The following is a 12,413-nucleotide window of genomic DNA, read 5'->3' as shown; positions in this document are numbered from 1 at the left end:
CCATGGGCTGTGGGTGTTCAGGATCGCAGCGCGTCCACGTGCGCCACGCAGGATTCCGCCAGCGCCTGCAGGTCATAGCCGCCTTCCAGCAGCGAGACCACCCGGCCACCACAGTGGCGGTCGGCCAGCGCGACCAGATGCGCGGTCAGGCGGGCGTAGTCCTCGGCGTCCAGCTGCAGGCCGGCCAGCGGGTCGCGGCGATGGCCGTCGAAGCCCGCCGAGATCAGCAAAAGCTGCGGCCGGAACGCATCTAGGAACGGTAAGAGCTCATCCTCCCAGGCCGCCAGAAATGCGGCGCCTCCAGTGCCTGGCGGCAGCGGGACATTGAAGATGTTGCCGCAGCCGGTTTCGTTGTGCGCGCCGGTGTCCGGATACAGTGGCCACTGGTGCGAGCTGACGAAGCGCACCCGCGCATCGTTTGCGAAGATCGCCTGGGTGCCATTGCCGTGGTGCACGTCGAAATCGGCGATGGCGACCCGCTCCAGGCCGTGCGCATCGAGCGCATGACGCGCCGCGACCGCGACGTTGTTGAACAGGCAAAAGCCCATCGCCGTGCTGGCGGTGGCGTGATGGCCGGGCGGGCGCACCGCGCAGAAGGCGCGGCGGGTGCGGCCGGACAGCACGGCATCGACCGCCGCCACCCCGGCGCCCGCCGCGCGCAGCGCGGCTTCGGCAGAGGCGGGCGAGAGCACGGTGTCGGGGTCCAGCATCACCCGTTCATGCGGATGGCTGTCCAGCACCGCATGGAGCAGGGGTTCCTCGTGCACGCGCAGCAGCTGGCCGCGGCTGGCGCGCGGGGCCTGCTGCCAATCGAGGTCGGGGTGCGCGCGCTCCAGCGCCTCCAATACCGCGCGCAGGCGCTCGGGGCGCTCGGCATGGCCGGGGCCGGTGTCGTGCGCAAGGCAGGCGGCGTGGGTGAAGGCTTGCAGCATGCGCGCGTGGCGTCACTTGCGGCGTTCGTGCTGCCACAGCACGTCGCCATGGCCGGCCGCGCGCGCCAGCACCCGCGCCAGTACGAACAGCAGGTCCGACAGCCGGTTCAGGTAGCGGATGGCCTGCGCGCGCACCTGCTCCTGCCGCGCCAGCGCCACGGTGGCGCGCTCGGCGCGGCGCACCACCGTGCGCGCCACGTGGCAGCGTGCCGCCGCCTCGCCGCCGCCAGGCAAGATGAACTCGCGCAGTGGCGGCAGATCGGCATTGAAGCGGTCGAGCTCGGCTTCCAGCGAGGCGATGTCGGCGTCGAAAATGGCGGCGTGGCCGGGAATGCACAGCTCGCCGCCGAGATCGAACAGCTGGTGCTGGATGCGTGTCAGCAGGTCGCGCACGGCGTCCGGCAGGTCGGCCGCCAGCAGCAGGCCGATGCAGGAGTTGGCTTCGTCGACCGTGCCGTAGGCTTCCACCCGCAGGGAGTCCTTGCCCACCCGCGAGCCGTCGCCGAGGCCGGTGCTGCCGTCGTCACCGGTGCGGGTGTAGATCTTGCTGAGGCGGTTGCCCATCAGGCCGTCTGCGCGCGCAGGGCCGGCAGCTGCCGGCGCAGCAGTTCGAAGCCGCCGAACAGCAGCGCGGAGTAGACCAGGGTGCCGAGCACGCTCCACTGGAAGAACGGAATCCCGGCGATGTAAGCCGCCAGCAGGCCGCTTGCGGTGTGCGGGTACAGGGTGCCGAACGCCCACACGCCGGCATTGGTCAGCACGAAGAACAGCAGCGCGCCGGCCAGCGAATAGGCCAGCACGCGCCCGGCCCCGACCTTGCCGCGCAGGCCGAAGCCAAGCACGGTGGACAGCGCGATGCAGGCATACACCAGCAGGTAGCCGGCGCTGGCGAAGTAGCGCCAGTAGATGCCGCCGTTGACCAGGCCCAGTACCAGGTCGGAGGCGAACATCGCCAGCAGCGGCACCGCCAGCGCCCAGCCGCGGCGGGCGAAATAGGCGCCGCCGAACAGCGCCACCGCTTCCACCGGCGAGAAGTTCGGCGGATGCGGCAGCACCCGGCTCAGCGCAGCGGCGAAGATGAGGAGGGCCAGGGTCAGGGGCCCGGCGGAGATCAGGGATGCAGCGCGATTCATGGCGGACAGGCGGTGCAGCGGTGAAGCCGTTAGCATAGCGCAATGTCCTCCGATGCCCCCATCCAAGACCCCGCACACGACGTCCTGATCATCGGCGGCGGTCTGGTCGGCGCCAGCCTCGCCATCGCGCTCGACGCGCAGGGACTGGACGTCGGTCTGGTCGAGGCCGCCCCCGTCGGCGCGTTGCCGCCGGTGTTCGACCAGCGCAACCTCAGTCTGGCCGAGGCCACCCTCAACGCGCTGCAGGCGCTGGGCGTGCTGCCCCTGCTGCGCGCGCCCAGCGGGCCGATCCGGCGCATCCACGTCAGCCGGGCCGGTGATTTCGGGCGGGTGCTGCTGGATGCGCGCGAGCATGGCCGCGAGGTGTTCGGGCGGGTGGTGGTGGCGCGCGATTTCGGCGAGGCGCTGGAGGCGCGGCTGCTGCAGCTGCGCCGCCTGACCCGCTATCGCCCGGCGCGCTTCCTCGGGTTGGAGGAGGGTGATTCCGGCCTGCGGCGGATCCGCGTCGCGGAGCCTGGTGGCGAGCGCGTCCTCACCGCGCGGCTGCTGGTCGCCGCCGACGGCGCGCAGAGCGGGGTGCGCGCGGCGCTCGGCATCGGCGCCCGCCAGCACGATTACGACCAGACCCTGTTCGTGGCCCGCCTGCGCACCCAGCGCGCGCCCGACGGTACGGCCTACGAGCGCCTGACCGACCACGGCCCGACCGCCCTGCTGCCGCGCGGCGACGGCCACTACGGGCTGATCCACGGCGTGCCGCGTGCGCAGGCCGACGTCGTGGCCGCACTCGACGATGCCGCCTTCCTCGCCCGCGTGCAGGAGTGCTTCGGCTGGCGTGCCGGGCGTTTCCTCGCGGTCGGGCCGCGCAGCGCCTATCCGATCCAGCGCTGCGTGGCCGATGCGCTCATCGCGCCGCGCGCGGTGCTGGTCGGCAACGCGGCGCAGGCGATCCATCCGATCGGTGCGCAGGGCTTCAACCTCGGCCTGCGCGATGCGCTCACTCTGGCCGAATGCATCGCCGCCGGCGGTGGCGATCCCGGCGCCGACGCGGTGCTGCAGCGGCATGCCGAACGGCGCGGCGAGGACCGCGCGCGCACCCTGGCGTTCTCCGACGGACTGGCGCGGCTGACCGCCAGCAACACCCCGCTGCTGCGCCCGCTGCGCAGCGCTGGCCTGGTCGCCAGCGATGCGATGGGCTGGCTGCAGGGCTGGCTGGTCGGCGGCGCGATGGGCTATCGCGGCGACGTGCCGGCACTGTGTCGGGGACGTGCCGCATGAGCCGGCGCGGGACGCTGGATGCGGTCGTCGCCGGCGGCGGCGTGGTGGGCGCGACGGCGGCGCTGGCGCTGGCGCGCGCGGGTCTGCAGGTGGCGCTGGTGGAGGCGCGCCCGACCGCGCCGTGGCAGCGCCAGGCGCGCGACCTGCGGGTGTATGCCTTCGCTCCGGACAATGCGGAGCTGCTGCGTGGCCTGGGAGTGTGGGAGAAAGTTTGCGCAGCCCGCGCGCAGCCCTATCGCGGCATGCGGGTGTGGGACGCCGCGGGTGGCGATCCGCTGGTATTCGATGCCGACGCGCTGGGGCAGCCGCAGCTGGGCTGGATCGTGGAGAACGCCGTGCTGGTGGAGGCGCTGTGGCAGGCGCTGCTGGCGGCCGGCGTGCGCCTGCACTGCCCGGCGCGGGTGGAGGGGCTGGAACCACTGGACGACGGCGTGCGCCTGCGCCTGGACGATGGCCTGCAGCTGGAGGCGCACCTGGCGATCGCGGCCGACGGCGGGCAGTCGGCCTTGCGCCAGCTGGCCGGGATCGCGGCCCCGCAGCACGACTACCACCAGCGCGGGCTGGTGGCGTTCGTGGCCAGCGGCGCGCCGCACCGCGACACCTGCTGGCAGCGCTTTCTGCCCACCGGCCCGGTCGCGCTGCTGCCGTTCGCCGCGGATGGCGATCCCGCATTGACCGGGCATCTCGGCTCGATCGTGTGGACCTTGCCCGAGGCCGAGGCGCAGCGCCTGCTGCAGGCACCGCCTGCCGAGTTCGAACGCGCCCTGTCCGTCGCGTTCGGCGGCGAGCTGGGCGACTTCGCCCTGCAGTCACAGCGTGCCGCGTTCCCGCTGCGGCGCCAGCTGGCGGAGACCCAGGTCGCCGGGCGGGTGCTGCTGGTGGGCGATGCCGCGCACGTCATGCATCCGCTGGCCGGGCAGGGCGTGAACCACGGCCTGCGCGACGTGGCCGCGCTGCTTGCGCTGGTGCGCGCGGCGCAGGCGCAGGGCATGGACATCGCCGCGCCGGCACGGCTGGCGCGCTGGGCGCGCAACCGCCGCAGCGAGAACGCACTCGGCGCCTATGCGTTCGAAGCGATCAACCGGGTGTTCAGCAACGATGCGCTGCTGCCCACCCTGCTGCGCGGCCATGCCCTGGGCCTGGCCGGGCGCATGCCGCCATTGATGCGCGCGCTGTGGCGGCACGCCGCCGGCATCTGAGGGGTGCGCGTCCGATCTGGCGCTGGCCGCGTACAGATCAATCCAGGCCGGTCGCCATTGGCGCTGGATCGGCGGATACGAAAAAACCCGCTTGCGCGGGTTTTTCATGCGTCATTTGGTGCCCAGGAGAGGACTCGAACCTCCACGGTTTTACCCGCTAGTACCTGAAACTAGTGCGTCTACCAATTCCGCCACCTGGGCCGGTGGTGAGGCGCGCATTTTCCGGAGATGCAGGAGGGCTGTCAACAGGTATTTTCGCGCCATGGCGGCGCTTCACCTGCCTGCCTGTACCATGGCGGGATGACGAACTCTTCGAGCACGCGCGGCGGTGGCCGCGGCAAGGCCCCCGGCAAGGCGTCGGGCACTTCCTCAAAAACCGGCCAGCGGCGCAAGCCGGATTCGCGGCCGCCGTGGATGCCGGAGCCGCCGCCGGGTCGGCGTGCTGCGGTTCCGGCCGTCGATCCGCATGCCCAGCGTGAGGCGCAGCGCTACGCGCAGCCGATCGCCAGCCGCGAGATGATCCTGCAGGTGCTGGCCGCGCACGACGGCCCGATGGATGACGCCGAGCTGGCGCGCGCGCTCGGGCTGCAGGCGCCGGATCGCTTCGAGGCGCTGCAGAAGCGGCTGGCCGCGATGCTGCGCGACGGCCAGCTGCTGCAGAACCGGCGCGGCGGCTATGTGCCGGCGGCACAGGCCGAGTTGATTCCGGGGACGGTGATCGCCAACCCCGACGGTTTCGGCTTCCTGCGTCCGGAGAAGGGCGGCGATGACCTGTTCCTGCCGCCGTACGAGATGCGCAAGGTCACCCATGGCGATCGCGTGCTGGTCAGCATCACCGGGGTGGATCGCCGCGGCCGCGGCGAGGCGACCATCGTCGAGGTGCTCGAGCGCCGGCTGACCCGCCTCTTGGGGCGCTACACCGAGGAGCTGGGCATCGCTTACGTGGTGCCGGACGACCAGCGCATCCAGCGCAATCTGCTGATCCCGCAGGACGCGCGCAACGGCGCGCGCCCGGGCCAGCTGGTGGTGGCCGAGATCGTGCAGCCGCCGGAGGCGCACCGCCCGCCGATCGGACGCGTGCTGGTGGTGCTGGGCGACCGGCTCACCGCGTCGCAGGCGGTGGAAGCGGCGATCCACGGCCACGACATCCCGCACGAGTTTCCGCCCGAGGTGCTGGCGCAGGCCACCGCGGTGCCGCTGGAGGTGACCCCGGGCGACATCGGCGGGCGCATGGACCTGCGCGCGGTGCCGCTGGTGACGATCGACGGCGAGGACGCCAAGGACTTCGACGATGCGGTCTGGTGCGAGCCCACCCGCGACGGATTCCGCCTGATCGTCGCCATCGCCGATGTCTCGCATTACGTGCGCCCCGGCACCCCGCTGGACGCGGAGGCGCAGACGCGCGCCACCTCGGTGTACTTCCCCGGGTACGTGGTGCCGATGCTGCCGGAAACCCTGAGCAACGGCATCTGCTCGCTCAACCCGCAGGTGGACCGGCTGTGCTTCGTGTGCGCGATGGAGATCGGCCGCGATGGCGTGGTCGCCCGCTCCAGCTTCCACGAGGCGGTGATGCACTCGCACGCACGCCTGACCTACAGCGACGTGTGGAACGCGGTAGGCGAGGGCATCCCCGAGGACGACCGCGCCGCCGCGCTGGCCAAGATCGGCCCGCTGCTGCCGCAGGTGCGCAACCTGCACCGGCTGTTCAAGGTGCTGGAAAAGGCCCGCGCCAGGCGCGGCGCGATCGAGTTCGAGACCGGCGAGGTGCGCTTCGTGCTGGACGCGCAGGGCGTGGTGACGCAGGCGGGCATGCTCCAGCGCAACGATGCCCACAAGCTGATCGAAGAATGCATGATCGCGGCCAACGTGGAGGCGGCGAAGTTCCTGCTGGCCTGCGGCGTGCCGGCGCCGTTCCGCAACCACGACAAGCCGCCGGAATCGAAATATGCCGAGCTCGAGGAGTTTTTGAAGGAGTTCCAGCTGCGCCTGCCGCCATGGGGCAAGGTGCGGCCGAAGGACTTCCGCCACCTGCTGGAGAAGGTGCGCGAGCGTCCGGAGGCGGCGCTGCTGGAATCGGTGATCCTGCGCAGCCAGGCGCTGGCGGTGTACGCGCCGGACAACATCGGCCATTTCGGACTGGCGCTGGAGGCCTACGCCCATTTCACCTCGCCGATCCGGCGCTATGCCGATCTGCTGGTGCACCGCGCGATCAAGCACGCGCTGCGCGGCGGCGCGCCGGAGAGCTACGACTACTCGCCGCATGACATGGCGGCGCTGGCGCTGCAGTGCTCGGAGCGCTCGCGCCGCGCCGACGAAGCCCAGCGCGAGGTGGACGAGCGCTACCGCGCGGCGTGGATGGAGCGCCATGTCGGCAAGGAGTTCGACGGCACCATCAGCGGCGTCACCAGCTTCGGCCTGTTCGTGGAGCTGGACGAGTCCAAGGTCAACGGCCTGATCCACGTCACCCAGCTGCCGCGCGACTTCTACCATTTCGACGCGGTGCGCAAGACGCTCACCGGCGAACGCCGCGGGCGCGAGTTCCGCCTCGGCGACCGGGTGCGCATCGTGGTGCTCAAGGCCAGCGTGGAGGAGCGCAAAATCGACTTCCGCCTGGCCGAAGAGGATGCGGGCCTGCCGCCGGTGCCGGAACGCGGCAAGCCGGCGAAGCGGCAGAAGCAGGCGTACTGAGGCGCCAGCATCCCCCACGGCCGCGTGCGCGCGGCGTGCCGGGAGGCCGGCCGACCGCCAGCCGCCCGCGCGATGGGGCGCAAGGCGCGCGGCGCGCTGGGGCACAAAATGTGTGAATGCCCTCGCGGCGCGGCACAATGCGCGCATGAGCAAGCAAGCCCAATGGATCGTCGGCATCAACGCGGTCGCCTCGGCGCTGGAGCACGACGCCGAACACGTGCGCGAAGTGCTGCTGGAAGCCGGCGTCAAAAACCCGCGCATCGGGCAGATCGAACAGCAGGCGCATCGCAAGGACATCCCCGTGCGCCGGGTCGCCCAGCAGGCGCTGGACGGCGTGGCCGGCGGCGTCCGCCACCAGGGCGCGGCCGCGCGCTACGCCGCGGCCAGGACCTGGGACGAGCATGAACTGCCGGCCTTGGTCGAGGCGGCCGCAGGCAAGGCGCTGCTGCTGGTGCTGGACGGCGTGCAGGATCCGCACAACCTCGGCGCCTGCCTGCGCAGCGCCGCCGCGGCGGGCGCGACCGCGGTCATCCTGCCCAAGGACAAGGCGGTGCAGGTCAACGCCACCGTGCGCAAGACCTCCGCCGGCGCGGCGGACACGCTGCCGATCTTCAGCGTCACCAATCTCTCGCGCACCCTGCGCGAGCTGCAGAAGGCCGGGGTGTGGATCTACGGGCTGGCCGGCGAGGCGGACGCCTCGCTGTATGCCCTCGATCTCACCGGCAACGTGGCGCTGGTCCTGGGCAGCGAGGGAGAGGGGCTGCGCCGGCTGACCCGCGAGCACTGCGATGGCCTGGTGAGGATCCCGATGCCGGGCGGCTTCGAAAGCCTGAACGTGTCGGTGGCCAGCGGCGTTGCGCTGTTCGAGGCCGTGCGCCAGCGGCTGGCGTGAGCGGCGCCAGGAGACGCGGATGAACCTGCATTGGTACGACTGGGTGGGGCTGGCCGGCACGGGGTTGATCGTGCTCTCGTATTTCCTGCTGCAGGCCGGGCGCCTGCATGGCAACCGCCTGCCCTACCAGCTGATGAACCTGCTGGGCGCGGCCGGGGTGCTGGCCTCGCTGTGGGGCAGCTTCAACATCTCGGTGTTCCTGCTGGAAGCGACCTGGGTCGCGATCAGCGTGTACGGCATTGCGCGCACCCTCGGCGGCGCGCGCAAGGACGGCGGCGCCTGAGCAAAGGCTGCGTTCAGGCGGCCCCGTCCGCGGGCTCCGCCGCGGCGCCTGCGTTGCCCGCGGTCGGCAGCGGCCAGGCGTTGGCGATCGCGCAGAACAGGCGCGCGGTCTGCAGCGCGTCGTACACCGCCGAATGCGCTTCCTTCGGGTCCCAGCCCAGGCCCGCGGCCATCGCCGCGCGCGCCAGCACGGTCTGCCCGTAGGCCAGGCCGGCCAGGGTCACGGTGTCGAACACGCTGAACGGATGGAACGGATTGCGCTTGTGCTGCACCCGCGCCACCGCCGCGTTGAGGAAGCCGAGATCGAAATGCGCGTTGTGGCCGACCAGGATCGCGCGCTGGCAGCCGTGTCGCTTCACCGCGGCGCGGACCGGGATGAACACCGCATCCAGCCCTTCGCGCTCGGGCAGCTCGCCGCGCAGCGGGTGGCCGATCTTGATGCCGGTCACCTCCAGCGATTTCGGGTCGATCTCGGTGCCGGGCGCGGGGGCGATATGCGCATGCGCGACCTCGCCCGGCACGTAGCGACCGGCGGCATCCAGTTCGATCGGCACCGCCGCGATTTCCAGCAGCGCGTGGCGCTGGCAGTCGAAGCCGCCGGTCTCCACGTCCACTACCACCGGCAGGTAGCCGCGGAAACGCTGCGCCATCGGCGCGAAGGCGGGCGTATCCGCGCGGGCATCCATCAGGTCCGTCATCGGCAAAGCCTAGCAGAGGGGCGTTGCGTGGCGGTCAGTCCGGCGTCCAGGGCTGGATCGCCCGTGCCGCCCAGGTGCGCAGGAACCCGCCGAGCGCGAGAAAAGTCTCGCGCCGCGCCGCGTGGCGTCGCCAGCACAGCCCGATCGTGCGCTGGCCCTCGGCCACGTCCAGCGGCTGCACCACCACCGGAAGCCCGCGCAGGATGCCGCCGGTGATCGCCAGGTCCGGCAGGAAGGTCGCGCCCATGCCGGCTGCCACCATCGCCACCAGGGTATGCAGGCTGGTCGAGGCGAAGTTGATCCGGCCGCCGTCGGCGGCCTGCTGCAGCGCCGGCATGGCCTGGCCGTGCAGGCAGTGGTCGTGCTCCAGCAGCAGCAGATGGCGGCCTTCGAGCTGCGCGGCCAGCGGAACGCGGCCGCCGGGCGGCGACGCCGACGCATCCCGGGCGGGGCCGACGAAGCGGTAGGCATCCGCGAACAGCGGGAAGGTTTCCATCCCCGGGGTGTCGTACGGAAAGGCCATCAGCACCAGGTCGAGCCGGCCCTGCGCGAGCTGGTCGAGCAGGTTGCCGCTGTGATCCTCGCGCAGGGTCAGGCGCAGCTGCGGGAAGGCCTGGCCCAGCGCGGGAATCAGGCGCGGCAGCAGGAACGGGCCGATGGTCGGCAGTACGCCCAGCTCCAGCAGGCCCGCCATCGGATTGCCGTCCTCGGCGGCCATCGCCATCAGCGCCTCGGCTTCGCGCAGCAGCGTGCGCGCCTGCGCCACCAGCCGGTGCCCGAGCGGGGTGATGACGACCGTGCGCCGGTTGCGCTCGGCCACGGCCGCACCGAGCTGCGCTTCCAGCTCGCGGATGCCGGCGCTCAGGGTGGACTGGGTGACGAAGCAGGCCTCCGCGGCGCGGCTGAAGTTCAGGTGATCGTGCAGCGCGACCAGATAGCGCAGGTGGCGCAGATTGGGCAGGGCAGGCATGGCGGGCGGCAGCGGTCGGGAGCGGGCCGGATGATGCTATCGAATCACTCGATCACAGCGTGCGGAAAAATTCGTTTCCCTCGCGGAAGCCGGCGCCCTACAGTGCCAGCACTGCCATGCAGGAGCGCCGCATATGGACATCCCCCCGGTTCCAGCGCCGTCGTCCGCCCACCCCGAGGTGACGGCGTTCTTCGACCCCGCCACCAACACCATCAGCTACGTGGTGCGCGATCCCGCCAGCACGGCCTGCGCGATCATCGACCCGGTGCTGGACTTCGATCCCGCCGCCGGCCGGATCACGTACGCCTCGGCGCAGCGGATCGTGGACCACGTGCGCGCGCAGGGCTTGCAGGTCGAGTGGCTGATCGAAACCCACGTCCACGCCGACCACCTGTCCGCCGCGCCCTGGCTGCAGCAGCAGCTGGGCGGCAGGATCGGGATCGGCGAGAAGATCGTGGAGGTGCAGCGCACCTTCGGCAAGGTGTTCAACGAAGGCACCGAGTTCCGCCGCGACGGCAGCCAGTTCGACCACCTGTTCGCCGATGGCGAGCGCTACGCCATCGGCACGCTGGAGGCCTTCGCCCTGCACACGCCCGGGCATACCCCGGCGTGCATGACCCACGTGGTGGGCGATGCCGCGTTCGTCGGCGATACCCTGTTCATGCCGGATGCCGGCACCGCGCGCGCCGATTTTCCCGGCGGGGATGCGCGCACGCTGTACCGCTCGGCGCGGCGCATCCTGGCGCTGCCGCCGCAGACGCGCCTGTTCATGTGCCACGACTACGGCCCGAACGGGCGCGAGATCCGCTGGCAGACCAGCGTGGCCGAGGAGCGCCAGTCCAACATCCATGTCGCCGATGGCAGCGATGAAGACGCCTTCGTGGCGATGCGCCAGGCGCGCGATGCCACCCTCGGCATGCCGCGCCTGATCCTGCCTTCCTTGCAGGTGAACATGCGCGCCGGCCACCTGCCGCCGCCGGATGGCGACGGCCGCCACTTCCTCAAACTGCCTTTGAACGCGCTGTAAGTCGCATTTGCCCTCCCATTCCAGCAAGGAGAATCCCCCATGCCTGCCATCACCCCCATCACCCCCATCACCCCCATCACCCCCACGTACCACGTCAGCCCGCAGCTCGATCCGCGCGAGGTCGCCGCGATCGCCGCCGCCGGCTATCGCACCCTGGTATGCATGCGCCCGGACGGCGAGGCGTTCGGCCAGCCCGCCTGGGCCGCGGTCGAAGCCGAGGCGAAAAAGCACGGCCTGCAGACCCACTACATCCCGGCCCAGTCCGGCGCGGTGACCCCGGCCCAGGCGGCGCAGCTCAAGCAGGTGCTGGCGCAGGCGCCGGGCAAGGTGCTGGCCTACTGCGCCTCCGGCAACCGTTGCGCGCTGGCCTACCAGATGGCGCGGCAGCTGCCAGACTGAGCAACATGCTGGAGCTCTGGCAGACGCTGTCCGCGCTCGGCTCCGGCGCCGCGGTCGGGTTCGTGCTCGGCCTGATCGGCGGTGGCGGTTCGATCCTCGCCACCCCGCTGCTGCTGTACGTGGTCGGGATCGCGCAGCCGCACGTGGCGATCGGCACCGGCGCGCTGGCGGTGTCGGCCAATGCCTACCTCAACTTCGCCGGGCACGCGCGGCGACGCAACGTGTGCTGGGCCTGCGCGATCGTGTTCGCGCTGGTCGGCACCGTCGGCGCGCTGCTCGGTTCCACCCTGGGCAAGGCGATGGACGGGCAGAGGCTGCTGTTCCTGTTCGGCCTGATCATGGTCGCGGTCGGCGTCGCCATGCTGCGCCCACGGCGCGAGCGCGGCGCCGCGCACCCGATCACCAACCTGCGCCACTGCCTGCGCACCGGGGTGGCGGCGCTGTTGGCTGGCGGCGCCTCCGGGTTCTTCGGGATCGGCGGCGGCTTTCTGATCGTGCCGGCGCTGATCTGGGCCACCGGGATGTCGATGGCCAACGCGGTCGGCTCCTCGCTGCTGGCGGTGGGCACCTTTGGCCTGGCCACCGCGCTCAACTACGCGCTGTCCGGGATGGTGAACTGGCCGGTGGCCGGGCTGTTCATCGCCGGCGGCCTGCTCGGCGGGATGGCCGGCACCCGGCTCTCGCTGCGCCTGGCCAGCCAGCGCAACACCCTGACGCGGATCTTCGCCGGGGTCGTGTTCGTGGTCGCCGCCTACATCCTCTACCGCAGCGGCAGCGCGCTGCGGCTCGCGGGTTGACCCATCAGGAGGATGCCGATTCCGATGCCGGTGCGGGTGGCTTTTTGCATCCGCCGCATGAGGTACTCACCGCACTGCGGGAATAGTGCAGGGCGCCTTCTCCTTTTCGCGCATCTCTTTA

At 71.5% G+C, this 12,413-nt stretch carries 13 protein-coding genes and 1 tRNA gene; 8 read left to right on the top strand and 6 right to left on the bottom strand.

Going from position 1 to position 12,413, the window contains the following annotated elements; genetic code table 11:
* Window positions 1-17: 17 nt before the first annotated feature.
* From ML342_RS08065 to ML342_RS08055, 3 genes are read right to left on the bottom strand one after another with little or no spacing between them, the layout of a single operon-like run.
* Entirely contained in the window at window positions 18-929 is a 912-nt protein-coding gene (locus tag ML342_RS08065) for a histone deacetylase family protein (protein WP_240126641.1), read from the bottom strand.
* Between the two features lie 15 nt (window positions 930-944).
* The gene (locus tag ML342_RS08060; protein WP_240126527.1) at window positions 945-1,496 is read right to left on the bottom strand and encodes a cob(I)yrinic acid a,c-diamide adenosyltransferase; all 552 of its coding nucleotides are present in this window, start codon (window positions 1,494-1,496) and stop codon (window positions 945-947) included.
* Complete coding sequence (locus ML342_RS08055; protein ID WP_240126526.1) at window positions 1,496-2,065, bottom strand: DUF6580 family putative transport protein; 570 nt, start codon at window positions 2,063-2,065, stop codon at window positions 1,496-1,498. Before ML342_RS08055 ends, ML342_RS08060 begins: the two co-directional genes overlap by 1 nt.
* 42 nt (window positions 2,066-2,107) lie before the next feature.
* On the opposite strand from ML342_RS08055, the gene ubiH reads away from it, so the two are divergent.
* A complete protein-coding gene (gene ubiH / locus ML342_RS08050) occupies window positions 2,108-3,340 on the top strand; it encodes a 2-octaprenyl-6-methoxyphenyl hydroxylase (protein WP_240126525.1) in 1,233 nt (410 codons plus the stop codon).
* Window positions 3,337-4,539 (top strand): FAD-dependent oxidoreductase, encoded by a 1,203-nt coding sequence (locus tag ML342_RS08045; RefSeq protein WP_240126524.1) that lies wholly within the window; start codon window positions 3,337-3,339, stop codon window positions 4,537-4,539. Before ubiH ends, ML342_RS08045 begins: the two co-directional genes overlap by 4 nt.
* A 116-nt stretch (window positions 4,540-4,655) precedes the next feature.
* Here the strand turns inward: ML342_RS08045 and ML342_RS08040 are convergent.
* Window positions 4,656-4,740, bottom strand: a tRNA-Leu gene (locus ML342_RS08040).
* Window positions 4,741-4,839: 99 nt separating this feature from the next.
* Here ML342_RS08040 and rnr point away from each other — a divergent pair.
* From rnr to ML342_RS08025, 3 genes are all read left to right on the top strand, one after another.
* On the top strand, window positions 4,840-7,227 hold the full coding sequence (gene rnr, locus ML342_RS08035) for a ribonuclease R (RefSeq protein ID WP_439655184.1): 2,388 nt from the start codon (window positions 4,840-4,842) through the stop codon (window positions 7,225-7,227).
* 145 nt (window positions 7,228-7,372) lie between these two features.
* On the top strand, window positions 7,373-8,119 hold the full coding sequence (gene rlmB, locus ML342_RS08030) for a 23S rRNA (guanosine(2251)-2'-O)-methyltransferase RlmB (RefSeq protein WP_240126523.1): 747 nt from the start codon (window positions 7,373-7,375) through the stop codon (window positions 8,117-8,119).
* A 19-nt stretch (window positions 8,120-8,138) separates the two neighbouring features.
* On the top strand, window positions 8,139-8,402 hold the full coding sequence (locus ML342_RS08025) for a CBU_0592 family membrane protein (RefSeq protein ID WP_240126522.1): 264 nt from the start codon (window positions 8,139-8,141) through the stop codon (window positions 8,400-8,402).
* Between the two features lie 13 nt (window positions 8,403-8,415).
* On the opposite strand, the gene rnt is transcribed toward ML342_RS08025, so the two are convergent.
* Both rnt and ML342_RS08015 read right to left on the bottom strand, forming a co-directional pair.
* Window positions 8,416-9,099, bottom strand: coding sequence for a ribonuclease T (gene rnt, locus ML342_RS08020; protein ID WP_240126521.1), 684 nt, complete (start codon window positions 9,097-9,099; stop codon window positions 8,416-8,418).
* Window positions 9,100-9,133: 34 nt separating this feature from the next.
* The gene (locus ML342_RS08015; protein WP_240126520.1) at window positions 9,134-10,069 is read right to left on the bottom strand and encodes a hydrogen peroxide-inducible genes activator; all 936 of its coding nucleotides are present in this window, start codon (window positions 10,067-10,069) and stop codon (window positions 9,134-9,136) included.
* 133 nt (window positions 10,070-10,202) lie between these two features.
* On the opposite strand from ML342_RS08015, the gene ML342_RS08010 reads away from it, so the two are divergent.
* Genes ML342_RS08010 through ML342_RS08000 form a run of 3 tightly spaced genes read left to right on the top strand, consistent with a single transcriptional unit; the run spans window position 10,203 to window position 12,292 of the window.
* A complete protein-coding gene (locus ML342_RS08010) occupies window positions 10,203-11,096 on the top strand; it encodes an MBL fold metallo-hydrolase (RefSeq protein WP_240126519.1) in 894 nt (297 codons plus the stop codon).
* Window positions 11,097-11,135: 39 nt separating this feature from the next.
* Window positions 11,136-11,495 (top strand): protein tyrosine phosphatase family protein, encoded by a 360-nt coding sequence (locus tag ML342_RS08005; RefSeq protein ID WP_240126518.1) that lies wholly within the window; start codon window positions 11,136-11,138, stop codon window positions 11,493-11,495.
* 5 nt (window positions 11,496-11,500) lie between these two features.
* Complete coding sequence (locus tag ML342_RS08000) at window positions 11,501-12,292, top strand: sulfite exporter TauE/SafE family protein (RefSeq protein WP_240126517.1); 792 nt, start codon at window positions 11,501-11,503, stop codon at window positions 12,290-12,292.
* Window positions 12,293-12,413: the final 121 nt, after the last annotated feature.

This window comes from Thermomonas alba (genome assembly GCF_022419205.1).
GTDB classification, from domain to species: Bacteria; Pseudomonadota; Gammaproteobacteria; order Xanthomonadales; family Xanthomonadaceae; genus Thermomonas; species Thermomonas alba.
This window is presented reverse-complemented; position numbering and strand designations above follow the sequence as displayed.

Excerpts from the sequence above, each read along its gene's own strand:
- ML342_RS08055 (WP_240126526.1), bottom strand. The coding sequence starts at position 2,065 with ATGAATCGCGCTGCATCCCTGATCTCCGCCGGGCCCCTGACCCTGGCC.
- ML342_RS08015 (WP_240126520.1), bottom strand. The coding sequence starts at position 10,069 with ATGCCTGCCCTGCCCAATCTGCGCCACCTGCGCTATCTGGTCGCGCTG.
- rnt (WP_240126521.1), bottom strand. The coding sequence starts at position 9,099 with ATGACGGACCTGATGGATGCCCGCGCGGATACGCCCGCCTTCGCGCCG.
- ML342_RS08025 (WP_240126522.1), top strand. The coding sequence starts at position 8,139 with ATGAACCTGCATTGGTACGACTGGGTGGGGCTGGCCGGCACGGGGTTG.
- ML342_RS08000 (WP_240126517.1), top strand. The coding sequence starts at position 11,501 with ATGCTGGAGCTCTGGCAGACGCTGTCCGCGCTCGGCTCCGGCGCCGCG.
- ML342_RS08060 (WP_240126527.1), bottom strand. The coding sequence starts at position 1,496 with ATGGGCAACCGCCTCAGCAAGATCTACACCCGCACCGGTGACGACGGC.
- ML342_RS08045 (WP_240126524.1), top strand. The coding sequence starts at position 3,337 with ATGAGCCGGCGCGGGACGCTGGATGCGGTCGTCGCCGGCGGCGGCGTG.
- ML342_RS08010 (WP_240126519.1), top strand. The coding sequence starts at position 10,203 with ATGGACATCCCCCCGGTTCCAGCGCCGTCGTCCGCCCACCCCGAGGTG.
- ML342_RS08005 (WP_240126518.1), top strand. The coding sequence starts at position 11,136 with ATGCCTGCCATCACCCCCATCACCCCCATCACCCCCATCACCCCCACG.
- rlmB (WP_240126523.1), top strand. The coding sequence starts at position 7,373 with ATGAGCAAGCAAGCCCAATGGATCGTCGGCATCAACGCGGTCGCCTCG.
- rnr (WP_439655184.1), top strand. The coding sequence starts at position 4,840 with ATGACGAACTCTTCGAGCACGCGCGGCGGTGGCCGCGGCAAGGCCCCC.
- ubiH (WP_240126525.1), top strand. The coding sequence starts at position 2,108 with ATGTCCTCCGATGCCCCCATCCAAGACCCCGCACACGACGTCCTGATC.